The organism is Mesobacillus subterraneus (assembly GCF_020524355.2).
Classification (GTDB): Bacteria; Bacillota; Bacilli; order Bacillales; family Cytobacillaceae; genus Mesobacillus; species Mesobacillus subterraneus_C.
Genome location: NZ_CP129019.1, coordinates 783331 through 798852 on the forward strand (window position 1 = coordinate 783331; position 15522 = coordinate 798852).

A 15522-nucleotide genomic window follows, 5' to 3' on the forward strand; every position below is an offset into this window, starting at 1 on the left:
GAGAAAGGCGGGATAAAATGCCTGAACTACCAGAGGTCGAAACTGTCAGGCGGACGTTAGAGGTCTTGGCGATCGGCAAAGAAATCAAAGAGGTTTCCGTTTTTTGACCTAAAATGATAAAAACCCCGAATGAGGTCGAACAGTTCAATGATGCACTCATGGGCCAGACAATAAAAGAGGTTGGCCGGAGGGGTAAATTTCTGATCTTGTACACGGAATATTTCGCGCTCGTTTCCCACTTAAGGATGGAAGGGAAGTATGGAGTATTCAATACGGATGAACCTGTAGATAAGCACACGCACGTCATCTTCCATTTTACCGATGGAACAGAATTGCGCTACAAAGATGTCAGGAAATTCGGTACGATGCACCTTTATGAAAAAGGGAAAGAGTTTGAAACGCAGCCTCTCGCTGATTTAGGTCCAGAACCTTTTTCAGAAGATTTTTCCGTAGAATGGCTGTCTGAAAAACTTAAAAAAAACCAATAGAAAAATAAAGCCGGCACTGCTTGATCAAAAAATTCTTGTTGGCCTTGGGAATATCTATGTAGATGAAGCTCTTTTCCGTGCAAAGATTCATCCGGAAAGGATCGCTAATTCCCTGACTCCAGATGAGGAGACCGTGCTTTATAAGGAAATAGTCAGCACTCTTTCTGAAGCCGTTGAGAAAGGTGGCAGCACGATCCGGTCTTATGTGAACTCTCAAGGACAGATTGGAATGTTCCAACTTCAGCTTTATGCATACGGTCGCAAGGGTGAACCATGCAAAGTTTGCGGAACACCATTGGAGAAAACCGTAGTTGGCGGACGGGGTACGCATTATTGCCCTTCGTGCCAGAAGCTTAAATAAGATAATGAACTCTCACCATATCTAGGCTCCTTCCATATACTAACGTAGCGATTGACAGGAAGGAGCTCAGTGTATGGCACAAACAATCTCCCTGCTTTTACTTGCATTCGCTGTCAGCCTTGACAGTTTCAGTGTAGGGTTAACGTATGGATTGCGGAAAATGAAGATCCCAATTAAATCGATTTCTGTAATAGCCGTTTGTTCGGCTGTCGTACTGATGGCAGCCATGATGATCGGGCATTTTCTCGAGAGCTTTTTTTCACCAGGAATGGCAGAAACGCTTGGTGGGACTGTCTTGATCGTTTTAGGTGGATGGGTACTATTTCAATTTTTCCGCGAAGACAAAACAGAATTGCTCTGTCACGAAAAAATCATTCTTAATCTTGAAATCAAATCACTTGGTATCGTCATCAATATCTTGAGAAAGCCAATGACAGCGGATTTTGACCGATCGGGTACAATCAATGGTATTGAAGCAGTCATGCTTGGGCTTGCCCTGTCACTTGATGCATTTGGTGCAGGGGTAGGGGCGGCATTTTTAGGATTCTCTCCAGGATATCTAGCTTTGACAGTCGCCTGCATGAGTTCATTATTTGTTTATGCAGGTATGAGATTGGGAAGTTATTTTTCGGAGAGCGGATGGATGCAAAGATTTTCTTTTGTACCGGGAATATTATTGATCATAATAGGTCTGATGAAAATTTAACAGGTCTATGAAAGGATAAAATCGGATGTCATTAGTTATCGGATTGACAGGAGGTATAGCAAGCGGGAAAAGCACGATATCAGCCATGTTCACTGACATGGGCATCACGGTGGTCGATGCAGATATTGAAGCCAGGCTTGCTGTTGAACCAGGAGAAACAGCATACATTGAAATTGTCAGCCATTTTGGCACTGGAATTTTAGAAGAGAACGGTGCGATAAATCGCGCTAAGTTGGGCGAAATCATTTTTAACAACGAAGAAAAGCGCATGCTGCTTAATTCGATTGTCCATCCGGCCGTAAGAGAGCGGATGGCCCTAAAGAGAGCGAAAGCAGAAGAGGCAAATGAAAAAGCAGTCGTGCTGGACATTCCACTACTCTTCGAAAGCAAGCTGACAGGACTCGTCGAAAAAATCATCGTCGTATATGTTGATGAGCAAACGCAGTTAGAAAGACTGATGAAGCGAAACAGGTTCTCGGAAGAAGAAGCAACTTCCAGGATTAAATCACAAATGCCGCTGAAGGATAAAGTCAGTCTGGCGGACGCAGTCATTGATAACAGCGGCAGCATCGAACAATCGAAGCAGCAGTTGTTGGATATATTGAATAATTGGGAAATCCTAAGAGCCGAGTAGGCTCTTTTTTGGTTGCTTAGGAAATTAAAAGAATTTTTTAAGTGTGGATAACTACATGTTGTTTTCTTAATCCAGCTCCAGCGCCTAGCCCCTCGAGACGCTTCGGTCCTGCCAATGAAGTCAAAGAACGACTTCACTGTCAGGCCCTCCAGCGCTTGTCGGGGCTGAACGAGGCGCTTGCGCTTTTTGTTCTGTCTCGAATCGTTAAGGTTGTTGTATTCCTATTGATTTCTAGGCATTCATCCTTGTTAAAAGCAAAATAATCTTCGTCAGGCTAAGCTTGTTAACGTCTAAAAAGTTGCAGCTAAATAAGTGTTATTATCAGAATTATTTTATATTTTAAATGTGTGCATTTATTTATCACAAATAAAATTTAATATGTTATACTAATACCATACAAAGGGGTTATTAAGTATAACACTAATTCGGAAGGGGCCGTACAATGAAGGCGAGAATTGCGATTAACGGTTTTGGGAGAATTGGAAGAATGGTGTTCAGAAGAGCCATTCTTGATGAAAATCTAGAGGTTGTAGCGATTAATGCGAGCTACCCAGCTGAAACACTGGCGCATTTAATAAAATATGATTCAAATCATGGACAATTTGCTGGAGAAGTTATCCCAGCTGATGATCACCTGGTTGTTAACGGGAAGACAGTTAAACTATTAAGCAATCGAAATCCTGAGGAACTTCCGTGGAAGGAAATGAAGATTGATATTGTAATAGAAGCTACAGGTAAGTTCAATTCCCGAGACAAGGCTGCACTTCATCTTGATGCTGGTGCAAAGAAGGTCATCTTGACAGCACCTGGTACGAATGAGGATATCACTATCGTTATGGGAGTAAATGAAAGCGCATTAAATATTGAAGAGCATGATATCATTTCAAATGCATCATGCACAACAAACTGCCTTGCACCAGTTGCGAAAGTGCTGGATGACACTTTCGGTATCGAGAATGGTTTGATGACAACTGTTCATGCTTATACAAATGACCAGAATAATATCGATAACCCGCACAAGGATTTGCGCAGGGCACGTTCTTGCGGCCAATCGATCATTCCAACCTCGACTGGGGCAGCAAAGGCACTTTCGCTTGTGCTTCCTCAGCTTAAAGGAAAGCTGCATGGTATGGCGCTAAGGGTACCGACACCGAACGTCTCTCTAGTAGACCTTGTTGTCGACTTGAAGCGTGAGGTTACTGTGGACGAAATCAATGACGCATTCTACTCAGCATCAAAAGGAAAGCTCAAAGGCGTTCTTGATATCACCACAGATCCACTTGTTTCAATCGACTTTAATACGAATGAACATTCTGCGATCATTGATGGCCTGTCTACAATGGTCATCGGTGCGAACAAAGTAAAAGTACTTGCTTGGTATGACAATGAATGGGGTTATTCAAGCAGGGTTGTTGACCTGACAAAGCACGTAGCACACTCAATGTCAAATTCTGCAACCGTAAAGGTAGGATAATTTAAAAACGTAAAAGCTTGCTTACGGGCAAGCTTTTTGTGTTGTCTGTGTTTTTTGCATGATTTTAATATAATTTAGCAGCCTGTTTCCATGTTGAAATCCCAACAGTTTTTATAGCTAATACCCCCCTGGAAGCCTACGGAATAGCTATCTGCCAAACTACAAAAATCGAAGTTTGAAATCCATGAAAAAAATTTAATTTCATGTGTTGCAAAAAAAATATAAACAAAGTATACTAGTCATCGTGAACTTCTTAATAACGGTACCAATTGGCTACTTAAAGGGTTAGGACCTCTCTGGACTAACTTTCCCCCCGTGGTAGTTAAGATACCATTGAAGCTAAGGACTTCATTCTAATACTGTTAGAGGGGGAAATTGAATATGGAAACAATGGGTCGTCATGTAATTTCTGAACTTTGGGGTTGCGATTTTGAAAAATTGAATGATATGGATTTTATTGAACAAACTTTTGTTGGAGCAGCTTTGAAATCGGGTGCTGAAATCCGCGAGGTGGCATTCCACAAATTTGCGCCACAAGGCGTTAGCGGAGTTGTCATTATTTCTGAATCTCATTTAACAATTCATAGCTTCCCGGAACACGGATACGCTAGCATAGATGTTTACACTTGCGGTGATCTGGATCCTAATATTGCAGCTGACTATATTGCAGAAGCACTTGGTGCTCAAACTCGTGAGAACATCGAAATTCCACGCGGCATGGGTCCTGTGCATGTGAAGCAAGCACAAGCTAAAGCACTATAATTGAAAATATGAAAATTCACAAGAGGTGTAGCGATACACCTCTTTTTATTTTTCCGTAAAATACGGTAGAATGATAATAGAAATAACTAGCAGGAGGATTTTTGATGTCTTTATTAAAATCCGTAACAGGACGGTACGAAAAATTCAGCGGAACAAGTGAAAACAATAGAGATGAACAGCTTAAAACACGTTATTATAAAACAAACTTTAATCAGATGTTCCAGACAGTCGAAGACTTGCTGAAGGCAGACCCTTCGTTTAAGATAACGAGTATCTCCAAAGAACATGGGGAAATGTCAGCCGAATTGAAGGGGAAGCTGCCTGCTTTTTTAACAGCGACAGTTGTCACAACAAAACCATTTGAGACAGCAGTCGACCTACATATCTCTACGGAAAAGTTTTCATTGGCAGGTATTAACCCGACCTTGAAGCAGGAGTTGTTGAAGATTTATGACAAGCTGGACTCCGCACACCCTTTTATTGGTTCAGGCAAGTATGGAAATCAATAGTTCCTCTTGTCCCGTCCCCATCTTTTTTATAAGATAATACTAGGATAATGCTTATGGGCATATTGGTGGAACAAGCGAATGGTCCTTCGCTCATACTATATTTCAAATTATTCGGAGCTGATCGAAATGAAATGTCCAACTTGCCAAAATAACTCTACCCGGGTTCTTGATTCAAGACCTGTTGACGATAGCCGATCAATTCGACGCAGACGCGAATGCGAAGCTTGCGGATTTCGCTTTACCACCTTTGAGAAGGTTGAAGAAATTCCTTTGATTGTCGTAAAAAAAGAAGGTACTCGTGAAGAGTTCAATCGGGAAAAACTTTTTCGCGGGTTAATAAAAGCTTGTGAAAAACGTCCAGTCGCTTTGAAAGAGCTAGAGGATCTGGTATCCGAAGTAGAAAAAGAACTTCGCAGCCATGGAGTTTCTGAAGTTAAGAGTGAAGCCGTTGGGGAAATGGTGATGGACAGGCTGGCGAAGATTGATGAAGTTGCCTATGTCCGTTTTGCTTCTGTTTACCGTCAGTTTAAGGATATCAACGTATTTATTGATGAATTGAAAGAGTTGTTAAAAAGGGAACAATCATAACAATTGGGGTCCGTTTGACTCCTGTTAAAATCCTGTTGAGCTGAAGTAAACTTCAGCTCTTTTTAAGGCTGTTTATGTATTTTAGAGGTAAATGTATAACAGGGACTTACAATTCAGAATGGAGGAAAAAGGATGGCTCAGCATTGGCAAGAGACTTTGCCTGTAGACCAATATATTGTTGCATCCGGTGGTTTATTGCATGACTACGATCGCAAGGTACTCACTTTTTTGTACCAGCCTTTGATTGGGCCAGCTTGCTCAAGCCTTTATATGACCTTATGGGCTGAACTGGAAGAGAACCGGCTTTGGTCACAGCCTGTCACACACCATAACTTAATGACGATCATGGACATGAACTTGAAGGATATTTACCTGGACCGCCAAAAGCTCGAAGGTATGGGGTTGCTGAAGACATATGTAAAAAACAGCGAGGATGGTCGTTCATTTATTTATGAATTGCAACCGCCTTTGACTCCTGAACAATTTTTCCTTGATGGGATGCTGAATGTTTATTTGTATCGGAAAGTCGGCAAGAATCAGTTTTTGAGGCTAAAGCGATTTTTCAGCGATAAATCTGCTGAGTCAGAGCCTGGATTTAAGGAAATTACAAAGGCATTCCAGGATGTGTTCGTGTCTGTACCAACTCAGGCACTTTTGCCTAATGATGATTCAGCTGCCGACCTAGAGGCGGAGGAAGGTAATTCGTTTATTGGCAGAGTGGAATCTTCAAAAATACAGATTGACCCTGCTGAGTTCAACTTCGATTTGCTTTTGGGAGGGCTGCAGGAATCACTCATAGCTAAAAAAGCTTTTACATCGAAGGTTAAGGAAGCGATTAGCAATCTTGCCTTCCTATATGGTATCGATGCCTTGAAGATGAAGAATATCATATTAAGTGCAGTAACTGCAGAAAATGAGATAGATATAGAAGAATTGAGGAAGGCTGCCCGGGACTGGTACCAATTTGAACACCAGGACCAGCTGCCGGCACTCCTCGACCGGACCCAGCCATTACAGCATAAAGCTGGTATCGAGAAGCCGAAAACTCAGGAAGAGGAATTGGTGGTTTATCTTGAAAAAACATCCCCACGCCAGCTGTTGATCGATCTTACAGGCGGTGCCGAGCCATCAAAAGGAGATCTGCAAATCATCGAAGAGGTGATGTTCAAGCAAAAGCTGCTGCCGGGAGTCGTGAATGTTTTAGTTCAATATGTTATGCTCAAGACGGATATGAAGCTGACAAAAGGCTATATCGAAAAGATTGCCAGCCATTGGTCGCGGAAAAAAATTTCGACGGTCAGGGATGCGATGCAGCTGGCCAAAAGCGAGCACAGGCAGTATCTCGAATGGGCAGAAGGAAAAAAAGTACCCTCTTCATCATCTGGAAAAAGAAAGTCTATCCGTAAAGAAGTTCTGCCGGATTGGTTTGGTAAAAAGACCGATGGTGAGCCTCAACAGCAAAAAAATGCTGCTGATGTGGATCCTGATTTTGAAATAGAAAAGAAAAAGCTTGAAGAAGAATTGAAAAAGTTCAAATCCGGGAGGTGATTCATTTGCAAAACATTAATGAAACATTGAAGAAGCTGGCGAATAACCAGAATTTCCAGCAGCGCTATGAAGCTATTAAGCGACAGGTCATGCACGATAAACATATCAAGGAATTCCTCGATGATAATGCAGATTATATCACCCGGGAAATGCTCGATGGCAGTATGTCAAAGCTTTATGAGTTCTCCAACCAGAGCAAAGGCTGTGAAGATTGCGAGAGTCTCGCAGGCTGCAAGAATATGATCAAAGGTTATGAACCAGAGCTTTTCATAAAAGGAAACTTCATTGACATAAAATATGACCGTTGTAAGAAGAAGGTCATGAATGATGAGCAGCAAAAGAATGCACGCCTGATCAATAGCATTTTTGTGCCTAAGGAAATTTTGAATGCATCATTTGGTGATATAGAGCTCGATGACGCCGGGAGGTTCAAGGCGATCAAGATGGCAAAGGATTTTGTTGAGAATTATGAGACGGGCCAGAAGCAAAAGGGTTTATTCCTTCATGGACCTTTCGGGACAGGGAAATCTTATTTGCTCGGTGCCATCGCAAACGAGCTTGCCCAGAAACAGATCAGTTCATTGATTGTGTATGTACCCGAATTTTTCAGGGAAATGAAAAATGCGATTGGGGACCATACTGTCAATGACAAGCTGGAAGCAATCAAAAAGGCGAATGTTCTCATGCTCGATGACATCGGAGCGGAAACAATGAGCAGCTGGGCGAGGGATGAGATCCTCGGGACGATCCTGCAGTTCCGCATGCTCGAGAACCTTCCGACCTTCTTTACCTCGAACTTCGACCTTAAAGGACTGGAACATCATTTGACACACAGCCAGCGGGGAGAAGAAGAGCAATTGAAGGCAGCAAGAATCATGGAACGTATTAAATACCTTGCGGAGCCGGTGAAAGTTGAAGGCAAAAATCGCAGGATATAAAAAATGTGCCGCGGCTAAACAAGCTGCGGCACATTTTTTTGCACTTATAACCAGTTATCGACCATATGGACACTTCTAAATTGTCCAAGTTCCCCATATATATAATCAGGGATTATTTAAAAAGGGGGGATATGGTTGATTGAAATCATCTTCCAAAAAAAGCAAGATGCCTGGAATTTGTATCAACATTTAGTCACCAGGCTTGCTTCGTGGCAGGAAACGAATTCAATTCTTCTTAATGAAGATCGAAATAGAGTGCTTATTCCAGAAGAATTTTATAAACATGAAACGTTGAATGTACTCAAAAAAAGTGTTTATGATTTTATTTTAAAGGTGAAACGTGATGATTGGCTAAGAGCCATCCTGGCAGAATCATACTTTTATAATGACAGTGAAGAACAAGACCAAATTCTTGATATCATTTACTCCGTCATCGAAGGCAACCGTAAAGAATTAGCTCCTTTTATGGAAGGTGTCGGAGAACAAAGGATGGTCCAGAGTTCGATCAGTGAAATTTTTGATGAAAGAGTTTCATTTTCATTTGATTCCTTTGTCATGTTCAGGTTGAAGGCCTATACTGAGCAGCTCTCCCAATGGATAGAGATTGCGATTGATGAGTATAAGATGGAACAGGAGTACCAGGTTTTCCTGCAAACACTGAGGGATTTCCTGGAGGACAGGAAGCCGCAGATGTCTCATTTATATTTGGTGATTGAGGAGAATATGGTCTTTTATAATCAGCAATTCACAGAAATGAAACGAAGTGATCTGTTTAAAACGATTGACCGCAAGCTGCTTGTCAATCACCCGGTCTATGTGGATTCCGGGACGATAGCGCCGTTGCTTTCGATAGCTCCTGAAACCATTTACATGTATACGGATGATCCTCACCAGCCGTTAGTGAGGACAATCATCAATCTTTTTGAAGAACGCGTGGTAGTCAGTCCAGTTACCGCATTTCATGATGAAAAAGTAAACTTTTTCAAAGAGGATCGTGAAAATGTACAATAGCCCACTTGATTTTCAAAACATTACAAACTATAATTACCTACATACTAAATCAAAAGTAAATGTAATGATGAGGACATGGGCATTCTTTAAAGGTTTGCAGAGAGGGAAGGCTAGGCTGAAAACTTCCTAACATGAAAGAAACGCTTACCACCTCTGAACTCCAGCTGTGAACGCCCATAGGGCAAGTATTGGCTGGCGGCAGAAGCCGTTACCGCAACCAGAGCCATTCCTGCGTTATTTTTGCGCAAGAGTGGGAATTGGGTGGAACCACGTGTGATCAAACTCGTCCCTGTTTTTAGGGACGGGTTTTTTTATTTTTCACGCAAAAATTGCGCTATATTTTAAAAGGAGGAAAAGCCAATGGCAGACATGTTAAAAATATCGTTTCCAGATGGAGCAGTGAAGGAGTTTCCGGCAGGCACAACGACTGAAGATATCGCCAGCTCGATCAGCCCGGGCCTAAAGAAGAAAGCCATTGCCGGTATGGTCAATGGACAGCCGTATGACCTTAAGAGAGCAATCGAGGAGGATGCATCGATCGAAATCGTCACTCCGGACCATCCTGAGGCTCTTGAAATCCTGCGCCACAGCTCAGCTCACTTAATGGCACAGGCAATCAAGCGTCTATATAAAGATGTTAACCTTGGAGTAGGGCAGGGCCAGTAATCGAAGGCGGCTTCTACTATGATATCGATATGGAACATTCTTTATCTCCGGAAGATTTGCCAGAGATTGAAAAGGAAATGAAGAAAATCATCAATGAGAACATTGAGATTGTCCGTAAAGAAGTAAGCCGTGAAGAGGCAGTCAAGTTTTTCAAAGAGCTTGGAGACCCTTATAAACTTGAGTTGATTGAAGCGATCCCGGCGGATGAGAAGGTCACTCTTTATGAACAGGGAGACTTTGTCGATCTTTGCCGCGGGGTACACGTACCTTCAACAGGCAAACTGAAGGAATTCAAATTGTTGAGCATTGCTGGTGCATACTGGCGCGGCGACAGCGACAACAAAATGCTCCAGCGTATTTATGGTACTGCTTTCTTCAAGAAGGAAGATTTGAAAGAGCACTTGAGGCTGCTTGAAGAAGCGAAAGAGCGTGACCATCGCAAGCTTGGCAAGGAACTTAGCTTATTTACTAATTCACAGAAGGTGGGCTAGGGACTTCCTTTATGGCTTCCGAAAGGTGCGACAATCCGCCGCATCATCGAACGCTATATTGTCGATAAAGAAGTCAGCCTTGGTTATGACCATGTCTACACTCCAGTAATGGGAAGTGTCGAGCTTTATAAAACATCCGGACACTGGGACCACTATCAGGAAAACATGTTCCCGGTCATGGAAATGGAAAATGAACAGCTCGTGTTAAGACCGATGAACTGTCCGCACCATATGATGGTGTACAAAAACAGCATCCATAGCTACAGGGAACTTCCTATCAGAATTGCCGAGCTTGGAACAATGCACCGTTATGAAATGTCCGGCGCGTTGGCTGGGTTGCAGCGTGTGCGCGGCATGACTCTGAACGATGCTCACCTGTTTGTCCGCCCTGACCAGATCAAGGAAGAGTTCAAACGTGTCGTCGAGCTTGTGCTTGAAGTCTACAAGGATTTTGACATGAATGACTATTCGTTCCGTCTCTCCTACAGAGACCCTGAAGATAAAGAAAAATATTTTGATGATGACCAGATGTGGGAAAAGGCTCAGTCCATGCTTAAAGAAGCGATGGATGAAATGGGTCTTGAGTATTTCGAAGCTGACGGCGAAGCGGCATTCTACGGACCGAAGCTTGATGTACAGGTCAAGACTGCTCTCGGCAAAGAGGAAACTCTTTCAACAGTCCAGCTTGATTTCTTGCTTCCGGAACGTTTCGACCTGACTTATATCGGCGAAGACGGCAAGCACCATCGTCCAGTTGTCATCCACCGTGGCGTTGTATCAACTATGGAACGCTTTGTTGCCTTCCTGATCGAAGAGTACAAAGGGGCGTTCCCGACATGGCTGGCACCAGTCCAGGCGCAGATCATCCCGGTATCACCAACAGTCCACTATGACTATGCAAGAGAAATCAAGGAAAAGCTTAAGGCAGAAGGCTTCCGCGTTGAAATCGATGGCCGTGATGAAAAAATCGGCTACAAAATCCGCGAAGCACAAATGCAGAAAGTTCCTTATATGCTCGTAGTCGGTGACAATGAAGTAGAAGAAAAAGCAGTCAACGTTCGTAAATATGGTGAACAGAAATCCGAAACAATTGCCTTTGAGGAATTCCTGGAGTCATTCAGGAAAGAAGCGAAGAAATAAGATCAGCGGAAGCGCCTCGAGGTCTTGGCGACAGAGCTGAACATAAAATAAGAGGGGCAGGTGGCTCCTCTTATTTTTATGGAATCATTCAATAGGTTTGGAACAGGCTGGACATAAATTTTTTGTATAGCTGCGCTGGATTTTTTCACCGCAATTCCGGCAGGCTTTTATATTAACAGGCATATTGTCAATATCATTGGAAAACCCATAGCCAGTCCTGAAAAATTTCAATGCAGTGCCAGCGAGCAGTCCAGTAATCACACCTGTGATGATAATCGCGATCAGCATTTGTCCACCAGCTTTCTTGTCTATTTCTACCAATAATTATAGCAAGAAATAAGGAATCAAGCGTGACAAATTAGCATTTTGTTATGATTCCGCGACCTACCTTTTATAGATAAATTTAATTCTGCCTAAAAAAAGTATTGCACCACGTATTTCTATCTGATAAAATACTTTTTGTTGCAGTTAACGAAAGTGATTCGTTTGACACATTAATTTCTTTATGCTATATTAGCAAGAGTGAACTGAATACAAGTTTTAGGAAAGAAGAAGCACCCGCTTCTCACCTGGTTGACGCTATTTCAGCTGTTGGCAGGTATACGTAAACGTCTAATTATTTTGTTTCCGTAAGTGTGGGTGTCGTCGCCTGCACTTTTTTTATTGCAAAATAAAAACGGACTATATCGTATGTCATTGTGTGAGCTAGATAAAGGCTTTGTCCTTGCAATGTACTTCTTCTCCTTGACAATGTATTCGATAAAACCCTGGAGGTGGCTAATTATTAGCAAAGATGCGATGTTACTAAACGAGGGAATTCGTGCTCGCGAAATTCGTTTGATCGATCAAAATGGCGAGCAATTAGGAATTAAATCCAAAGCTGAGGCTCTTGAGATCGCAACGCGCGTAAATCTTGATCTTGTCCTTGTTGCTCCGAACGCGAAACCTCCTGTAGGCCGAATCATGGACTACGGAAAATTCAAGTTTGAACAGCAAAAGAAAGAAAAAGAAGCACGTAAGAACCAGAAAATCATCACAACTAAAGAAGTCCGTCTTAGTCCGTCAATTGATGAGCATGACTTTAACACGAAGTTGCGCAATGCTATCAAGTTCCTGGAAAAAGGCGATAAAGTTAAAGCATCAATCCGTTTTAAAGGGGCCGTGCTATAACTCATAAGGAAATCGGTCAGCGTGTTCTTGATCGCTTCTCTGAAGCTTGCAAAGAGGTAGCGACAATTGAATCACATCCAAAAATGGATGGCTGAAGCATGTTCCTGGTACTAGCACCTAAAACTGAAAAGTAACGAGGAGGAAGTCCCTATGCCAAAAATGAAAACTCACCGCGGCACTGCCAAGCGTTTCAAGAAAACTGGAACTGGCAAGCTTAAGCGTTCACACGCTTACACTAGCCACTTATTTGCTAACAAGTCTACAAAGGCTAAGCGTAAGCTTCGCAAATCTGCAATCGTTTCAAAAGGCGATTTCAAACGTATTCGTCACATGCTTGACAACATTAAGTAAAATCGAGCAATCTCGATTTATATAGGAGGGTAATTAAATGCCACGTGTAAAAGGCGGTACAGTTACGCGCAAGCGTCGTAAAAAAGTCATTAAATTAGCTAAAGGTTATTATGGTTCAAAACATACATTATACAAAGTTGCTAACCAGCAGGTTATGAAATCCCTAATGTATGCATTCCGCGACCGTCGCCAGAAGAAGCGCGACTTCCGCAAACTTTGGATTGCTCGTATCAACGCAGCAGCTCGCATGAACGGCCTTTCTTACAGCCGTATGATGCACGGCCTTAAGCTTGCAGGTATCGAAGTAAACCGCAAGATGCTTGCTGAACTTGCAGTAAGCGATGCTCAAGCATTCGCTCAATTGGCTGAAACAGCTAAGCAGCAGTTCAACAAGTAATTAAATCGATAAGATGAACCATTCTCATTTTGAGAGTGGTTTTTTCTTTTTATAAGATATAATGATTTCAAAGAACTTAAAGAGGACGTGAAGATGTGGGGATATGGAGTTTGGCCGGCTTGATTGCAGTCATGAACCTTGCGGGCTTTTTTATCATGGGAATGGATAAAAAGCGGGCAAGAAACAATCATTATCGAATAAGCGAAAAAACACTATGGAATGTTGCTTTTTTGGGAGGAGCAATCGGGGCAACTGCTGGTATGAAGCATTACAGGCATAAGACGAAGCATGCTCAGTTTAAATATGGGTTGCCGCTCCTTGCTATAATAGAGATTGGTATTTTTACATATTTATTTAAGCTTTTGGCATAACAGCTTGTATGATTCTATAAGCTAGAAGCAACAAAGATTAAGCAGGCAGGTGACAAGAATGGATGATGCGTGGTCAATGCTGCTGATCATTATGGAATCTGGAGGCTGGTATGCACCAGTATTGTTTATATTGTTTCATGTCTTCCGGCAATTTGTATTCATACCTCCTGCCGTTGTCTGTATCGCTGGAGGTTTAATGTTCGGGGTTGTACTGGGAATCGTATACTCACTGCTCGGTTTGTCAGGAGCAAGTATCTTATTCTACTTTTTAATGAGACAGATTCCAGAAATGATGAACAAGTTAAGCAGGCTGAAAAAAAGGCTGGTAGGGCGCTTCAGGAATCTGAACGTTCCCCAGGTCGCGCTGTTAAGACTTGTGCCGGTGATTCATTACCAGCTGCTAAGCTTTTGCCTTTACGAGCGGAAAAGTAGTTTTAAAGACTTTATGTTTGCTTCATTTCTCGCGAATATTCCATTCGTCATCTTTTATACGATATTCGGGGAGTATATCGGAGAATTCGGCTCACTGACAGGGCTGTTTCTGATGATTATATTTTTGCTGTTGGCCTATTTGCTGCGTGAGAAAATTACGTTCATTAAATGGCATGAATTTTTTGATAGAACAACATAAGAAAAAGGCGTCCGGAAATTTTCCGGACGCCTTTTTCATTTTATATCTCATCATCCTGGTCATGAGTTGCCATGAACTCCTTAATCGGGCTTTTCCAGTCGATTTTTGCCACAGGATAGCTCTCACGGATTTTCCGTTCTATGAATTGGAAATCCTCCAGGACGAGCCCTTTTAATGCTGACGTCTTCTTAGGCCAAATGAAAATGGAAACGACCTCAAAAGCAGACGGAGTTGTACCTAAATACTTTTCGCCCTCAAATAAAACACCCTTATATGTTAATAAGAAATTCTTGCGGACATTGTCTGCATCATCCAATAAGAAAAAACGCTTCTGCTCATGAGCAAGCTCCAGTTTCCTTTTTGGGTGGAATAAATACTTCACCGCGCTGTATATTAGAAAAATGAATAACAGTAAGAAAATAAGACGTAAAAGCAGAATCATGACTGCCCCTCCAATGCGAACTTTCCTTATTTACGTATGAGATTGTAAATAGTTTCAACAATTTTATAATTGATTTATACTTTTTTTAGGATGAAGAATGAGATTTGGCGATTCGGACAGATTTTGGGTGAATCAGAAGAAAGTCGATGTCTGAAGTCAGGTCAAGTTCGGACAGGTTTGGAAAAGGCGAGAAAGTTGTCCGAAGTCAGAGTAAGTTCGGACAGGATTGAAGGAAAGCGCGAGAAAGCTGTCCGAAGTCAGAAACTTAATCATTTAGTCAACAAATTCATAAGATGGAGCTGAAAAATGAACACAACAACCCTTTTTAAAATGCAAAAAGCACTCGATAGTCATATTGAATCGCAACATGGTCTTGAAAATGAAGATTTATTTGATCGAAAGGTCCTCTCGCTGCTTGTTGAAATTGGCGAACTTGCTAACGAGACTAGATGTTTCAAGTTTTGGAGTGTGAAGCCTGCCTCCGAAAGAGATGTCATCCTCGAGGAGTTTGTTGATGGAGTTCATTTTATATTGTCCTTGGGGATTGAGTGTGGTTTTGAGGACCTGGAGACAATCATGCAAAGCCAACTGGATGAGTTTGACGCTACCAAGCAGTTCCTTGCTATTTACGAGTACGCCCAGGAATTCAGGAACAGCCGCAGCAAAGAAGATTATGTCCAATTATTCCAAGGCTACCTGAAGCTTGCCCAGTTGCTCGGTTTGAACGAGGATCAAATTGAACAGGCATATATTAAGAAAAATGAAGTAAATTATGATAGGCAGCAAAAAGGCTATTAGGCAGAATTTTTTGTACAATACCCCGCATGTCTAGTATAATAGGTTT

General features: G+C 42.1%; 16 protein-coding genes, 3 pseudogenes and 1 other annotated feature. Of the genes and pseudogenes, 17 read left to right on the forward strand and 2 right to left on the reverse strand.

Annotated features, from left to right (window positions below; all coding sequences use genetic code 11):
* Nucleotides 1-17 precede the first annotated feature (17 nt).
* The 11 genes and pseudogenes from mutM (at nt 18) to thrS (ending at nt 11316) form a co-directional block, all read left to right on the forward strand.
* Nucleotides 18-849, forward strand: a pseudogene (gene mutM, locus LC048_RS03870) (DNA-formamidopyrimidine glycosylase).
* A 73-nt stretch (nt 850-922) separates the two neighbouring features.
* A complete protein-coding gene (ytaF, locus tag LC048_RS03875; RefSeq protein ID WP_226603685.1) occupies nt 923-1555 on the forward strand; it encodes a sporulation membrane protein YtaF in 633 nt (210 codons plus the stop codon).
* Nucleotides 1556-1580: 25 nt separating this feature from the next.
* Nucleotides 1581-2189: a dephospho-CoA kinase gene (gene coaE, locus LC048_RS03880; protein WP_226603687.1), complete on the forward strand. Its 609-nt coding sequence runs from the start codon at nt 1581-1583 to the stop codon at nt 2187-2189.
* 442 nt (nt 2190-2631) lie between these two features.
* Complete coding sequence (locus tag LC048_RS03885; protein ID WP_226603690.1) at nt 2632-3663, forward strand: glyceraldehyde-3-phosphate dehydrogenase; 1032 nt, start codon at nt 2632-2634, stop codon at nt 3661-3663.
* 381 nt (nt 3664-4044) lie between these two features.
* Nucleotides 4045-4425 carry an adenosylmethionine decarboxylase gene (gene speD / locus LC048_RS03890; RefSeq protein WP_041967626.1) on the forward strand — a complete coding sequence of 127 codons (381 nt, stop codon included), beginning with the start codon at nt 4045-4047 and terminating at the stop codon, nt 4423-4425.
* A gap of 104 nt (nt 4426-4529) precedes the next feature.
* Nucleotides 4530-4934: a hypothetical protein gene (locus LC048_RS03895; RefSeq protein WP_226603693.1), complete on the forward strand. Its 405-nt coding sequence runs from the start codon at nt 4530-4532 to the stop codon at nt 4932-4934.
* Nucleotides 4935-5060: 126 nt separating this feature from the next.
* The gene (gene nrdR / locus LC048_RS03900; protein ID WP_226604063.1) at nt 5061-5522 is read left to right on the forward strand and encodes a transcriptional regulator NrdR; all 462 of its coding nucleotides are present in this window, start codon (nt 5061-5063) and stop codon (nt 5520-5522) included.
* 132 nt (nt 5523-5654) lie between these two features.
* Nucleotides 5655-7070, forward strand: a complete 1416-nt coding sequence (locus LC048_RS03905) for a replication initiation and membrane attachment family protein (RefSeq protein ID WP_306049487.1) — start codon at nt 5655-5657, stop codon at nt 7068-7070.
* Nucleotides 7071-7075: 5 nt separating this feature from the next.
* The gene (gene dnaI, locus LC048_RS03910; RefSeq protein ID WP_226603698.1) at nt 7076-8008 is read left to right on the forward strand and encodes a primosomal protein DnaI; all 933 of its coding nucleotides are present in this window, start codon (nt 7076-7078) and stop codon (nt 8006-8008) included.
* A gap of 135 nt (nt 8009-8143) precedes the next feature.
* Complete coding sequence (gene ytxC / locus LC048_RS03915; protein WP_226603699.1) at nt 8144-9019, forward strand: putative sporulation protein YtxC; 876 nt, start codon at nt 8144-8146, stop codon at nt 9017-9019.
* 360 nt (nt 9020-9379) lie between these two features.
* Nucleotides 9380-11316, forward strand: a pseudogene (gene thrS, locus LC048_RS03920) (threonine--tRNA ligase).
* An 84-nt stretch (nt 11317-11400) separates the two neighbouring features.
* On the opposite strand, the gene LC048_RS03925 reads toward thrS, so the two are convergent.
* Entirely contained in the window at nt 11401-11604 is a 204-nt protein-coding gene (locus tag LC048_RS03925; RefSeq protein WP_226603705.1) for a hypothetical protein, read from the reverse strand.
* Between the two features lie 252 nt (nt 11605-11856).
* Nucleotides 11857-11983 (forward strand) — a sequence feature (ribosomal protein L20 leader region).
* Nucleotides 11984-12096: 113 nt separating this feature from the next.
* On the opposite strand from LC048_RS03925, the pseudogene infC reads away from it, so the two are divergent.
* The 5 genes and pseudogenes from infC (at nt 12097) to LC048_RS03950 (ending at nt 14236) form a co-directional block, all read left to right on the forward strand.
* A pseudogene (gene infC / locus LC048_RS03930) lies at nt 12097-12581 on the forward strand (translation initiation factor IF-3).
* Between the two features lie 55 nt (nt 12582-12636).
* Nucleotides 12637-12837, forward strand: a complete 201-nt coding sequence (rpmI, locus tag LC048_RS03935; RefSeq protein WP_023627047.1) for a 50S ribosomal protein L35 — start codon at nt 12637-12639, stop codon at nt 12835-12837.
* A gap of 37 nt (nt 12838-12874) precedes the next feature.
* Entirely contained in the window at nt 12875-13234 is a 360-nt protein-coding gene (gene rplT / locus LC048_RS03940; RefSeq protein WP_215037128.1) for a 50S ribosomal protein L20, read from the forward strand.
* Between the two features lie 95 nt (nt 13235-13329).
* Entirely contained in the window at nt 13330-13605 is a 276-nt protein-coding gene (locus tag LC048_RS03945; RefSeq protein ID WP_371931993.1) for a DUF1294 domain-containing protein, read from the forward strand.
* Between the two features lie 58 nt (nt 13606-13663).
* A complete protein-coding gene (locus tag LC048_RS03950) occupies nt 13664-14236 on the forward strand; it encodes a TVP38/TMEM64 family protein (protein WP_226603708.1) in 573 nt (190 codons plus the stop codon).
* A 40-nt stretch (nt 14237-14276) separates the two neighbouring features.
* On the opposite strand, the gene LC048_RS03955 is transcribed toward LC048_RS03950, so the two are convergent.
* Complete coding sequence (locus LC048_RS03955) at nt 14277-14678, reverse strand: sigma-w pathway protein ysdB (RefSeq protein ID WP_226603710.1); 402 nt, start codon at nt 14676-14678, stop codon at nt 14277-14279.
* 306 nt (nt 14679-14984) lie between these two features.
* On the opposite strand from LC048_RS03955, the gene LC048_RS03960 reads away from it, so the two are divergent.
* The gene (locus LC048_RS03960) at nt 14985-15476 is read left to right on the forward strand and encodes a dUTP diphosphatase (RefSeq protein WP_226603713.1); all 492 of its coding nucleotides are present in this window, start codon (nt 14985-14987) and stop codon (nt 15474-15476) included.
* Nucleotides 15477-15522: the final 46 nt, after the last annotated feature.

Excerpts from the sequence above, each read along its gene's own strand:
- ytaF (WP_226603685.1), top strand. The coding sequence starts at position 923 with ATGGCACAAACAATCTCCCTGCTTTTACTTGCATTCGCTGTCAGCCTT.
- coaE (WP_226603687.1), top strand. The coding sequence starts at position 1,581 with ATGTCATTAGTTATCGGATTGACAGGAGGTATAGCAAGCGGGAAAAGC.
- LC048_RS03885 (WP_226603690.1), top strand. The coding sequence starts at position 2,632 with ATGAAGGCGAGAATTGCGATTAACGGTTTTGGGAGAATTGGAAGAATG.
- speD (WP_041967626.1), top strand. The coding sequence starts at position 4,045 with ATGGAAACAATGGGTCGTCATGTAATTTCTGAACTTTGGGGTTGCGAT.
- LC048_RS03895 (WP_226603693.1), top strand. The coding sequence starts at position 4,530 with ATGTCTTTATTAAAATCCGTAACAGGACGGTACGAAAAATTCAGCGGA.
- nrdR (WP_226604063.1), top strand. The coding sequence starts at position 5,061 with ATGAAATGTCCAACTTGCCAAAATAACTCTACCCGGGTTCTTGATTCA.
- LC048_RS03905 (WP_306049487.1), top strand. The coding sequence starts at position 5,655 with ATGGCTCAGCATTGGCAAGAGACTTTGCCTGTAGACCAATATATTGTT.
- LC048_RS03925 (WP_226603705.1), bottom strand. The coding sequence starts at position 11,604 with ATGCTGATCGCGATTATCATCACAGGTGTGATTACTGGACTGCTCGCT.
- rpmI (WP_023627047.1), top strand. The coding sequence starts at position 12,637 with ATGCCAAAAATGAAAACTCACCGCGGCACTGCCAAGCGTTTCAAGAAA.
- rplT (WP_215037128.1), top strand. The coding sequence starts at position 12,875 with ATGCCACGTGTAAAAGGCGGTACAGTTACGCGCAAGCGTCGTAAAAAA.
- LC048_RS03950 (WP_226603708.1), top strand. The coding sequence starts at position 13,664 with ATGGATGATGCGTGGTCAATGCTGCTGATCATTATGGAATCTGGAGGC.
- LC048_RS03955 (WP_226603710.1), bottom strand. The coding sequence starts at position 14,678 with ATGATTCTGCTTTTACGTCTTATTTTCTTACTGTTATTCATTTTTCTA.
- LC048_RS03960 (WP_226603713.1), top strand. The coding sequence starts at position 14,985 with ATGAACACAACAACCCTTTTTAAAATGCAAAAAGCACTCGATAGTCAT.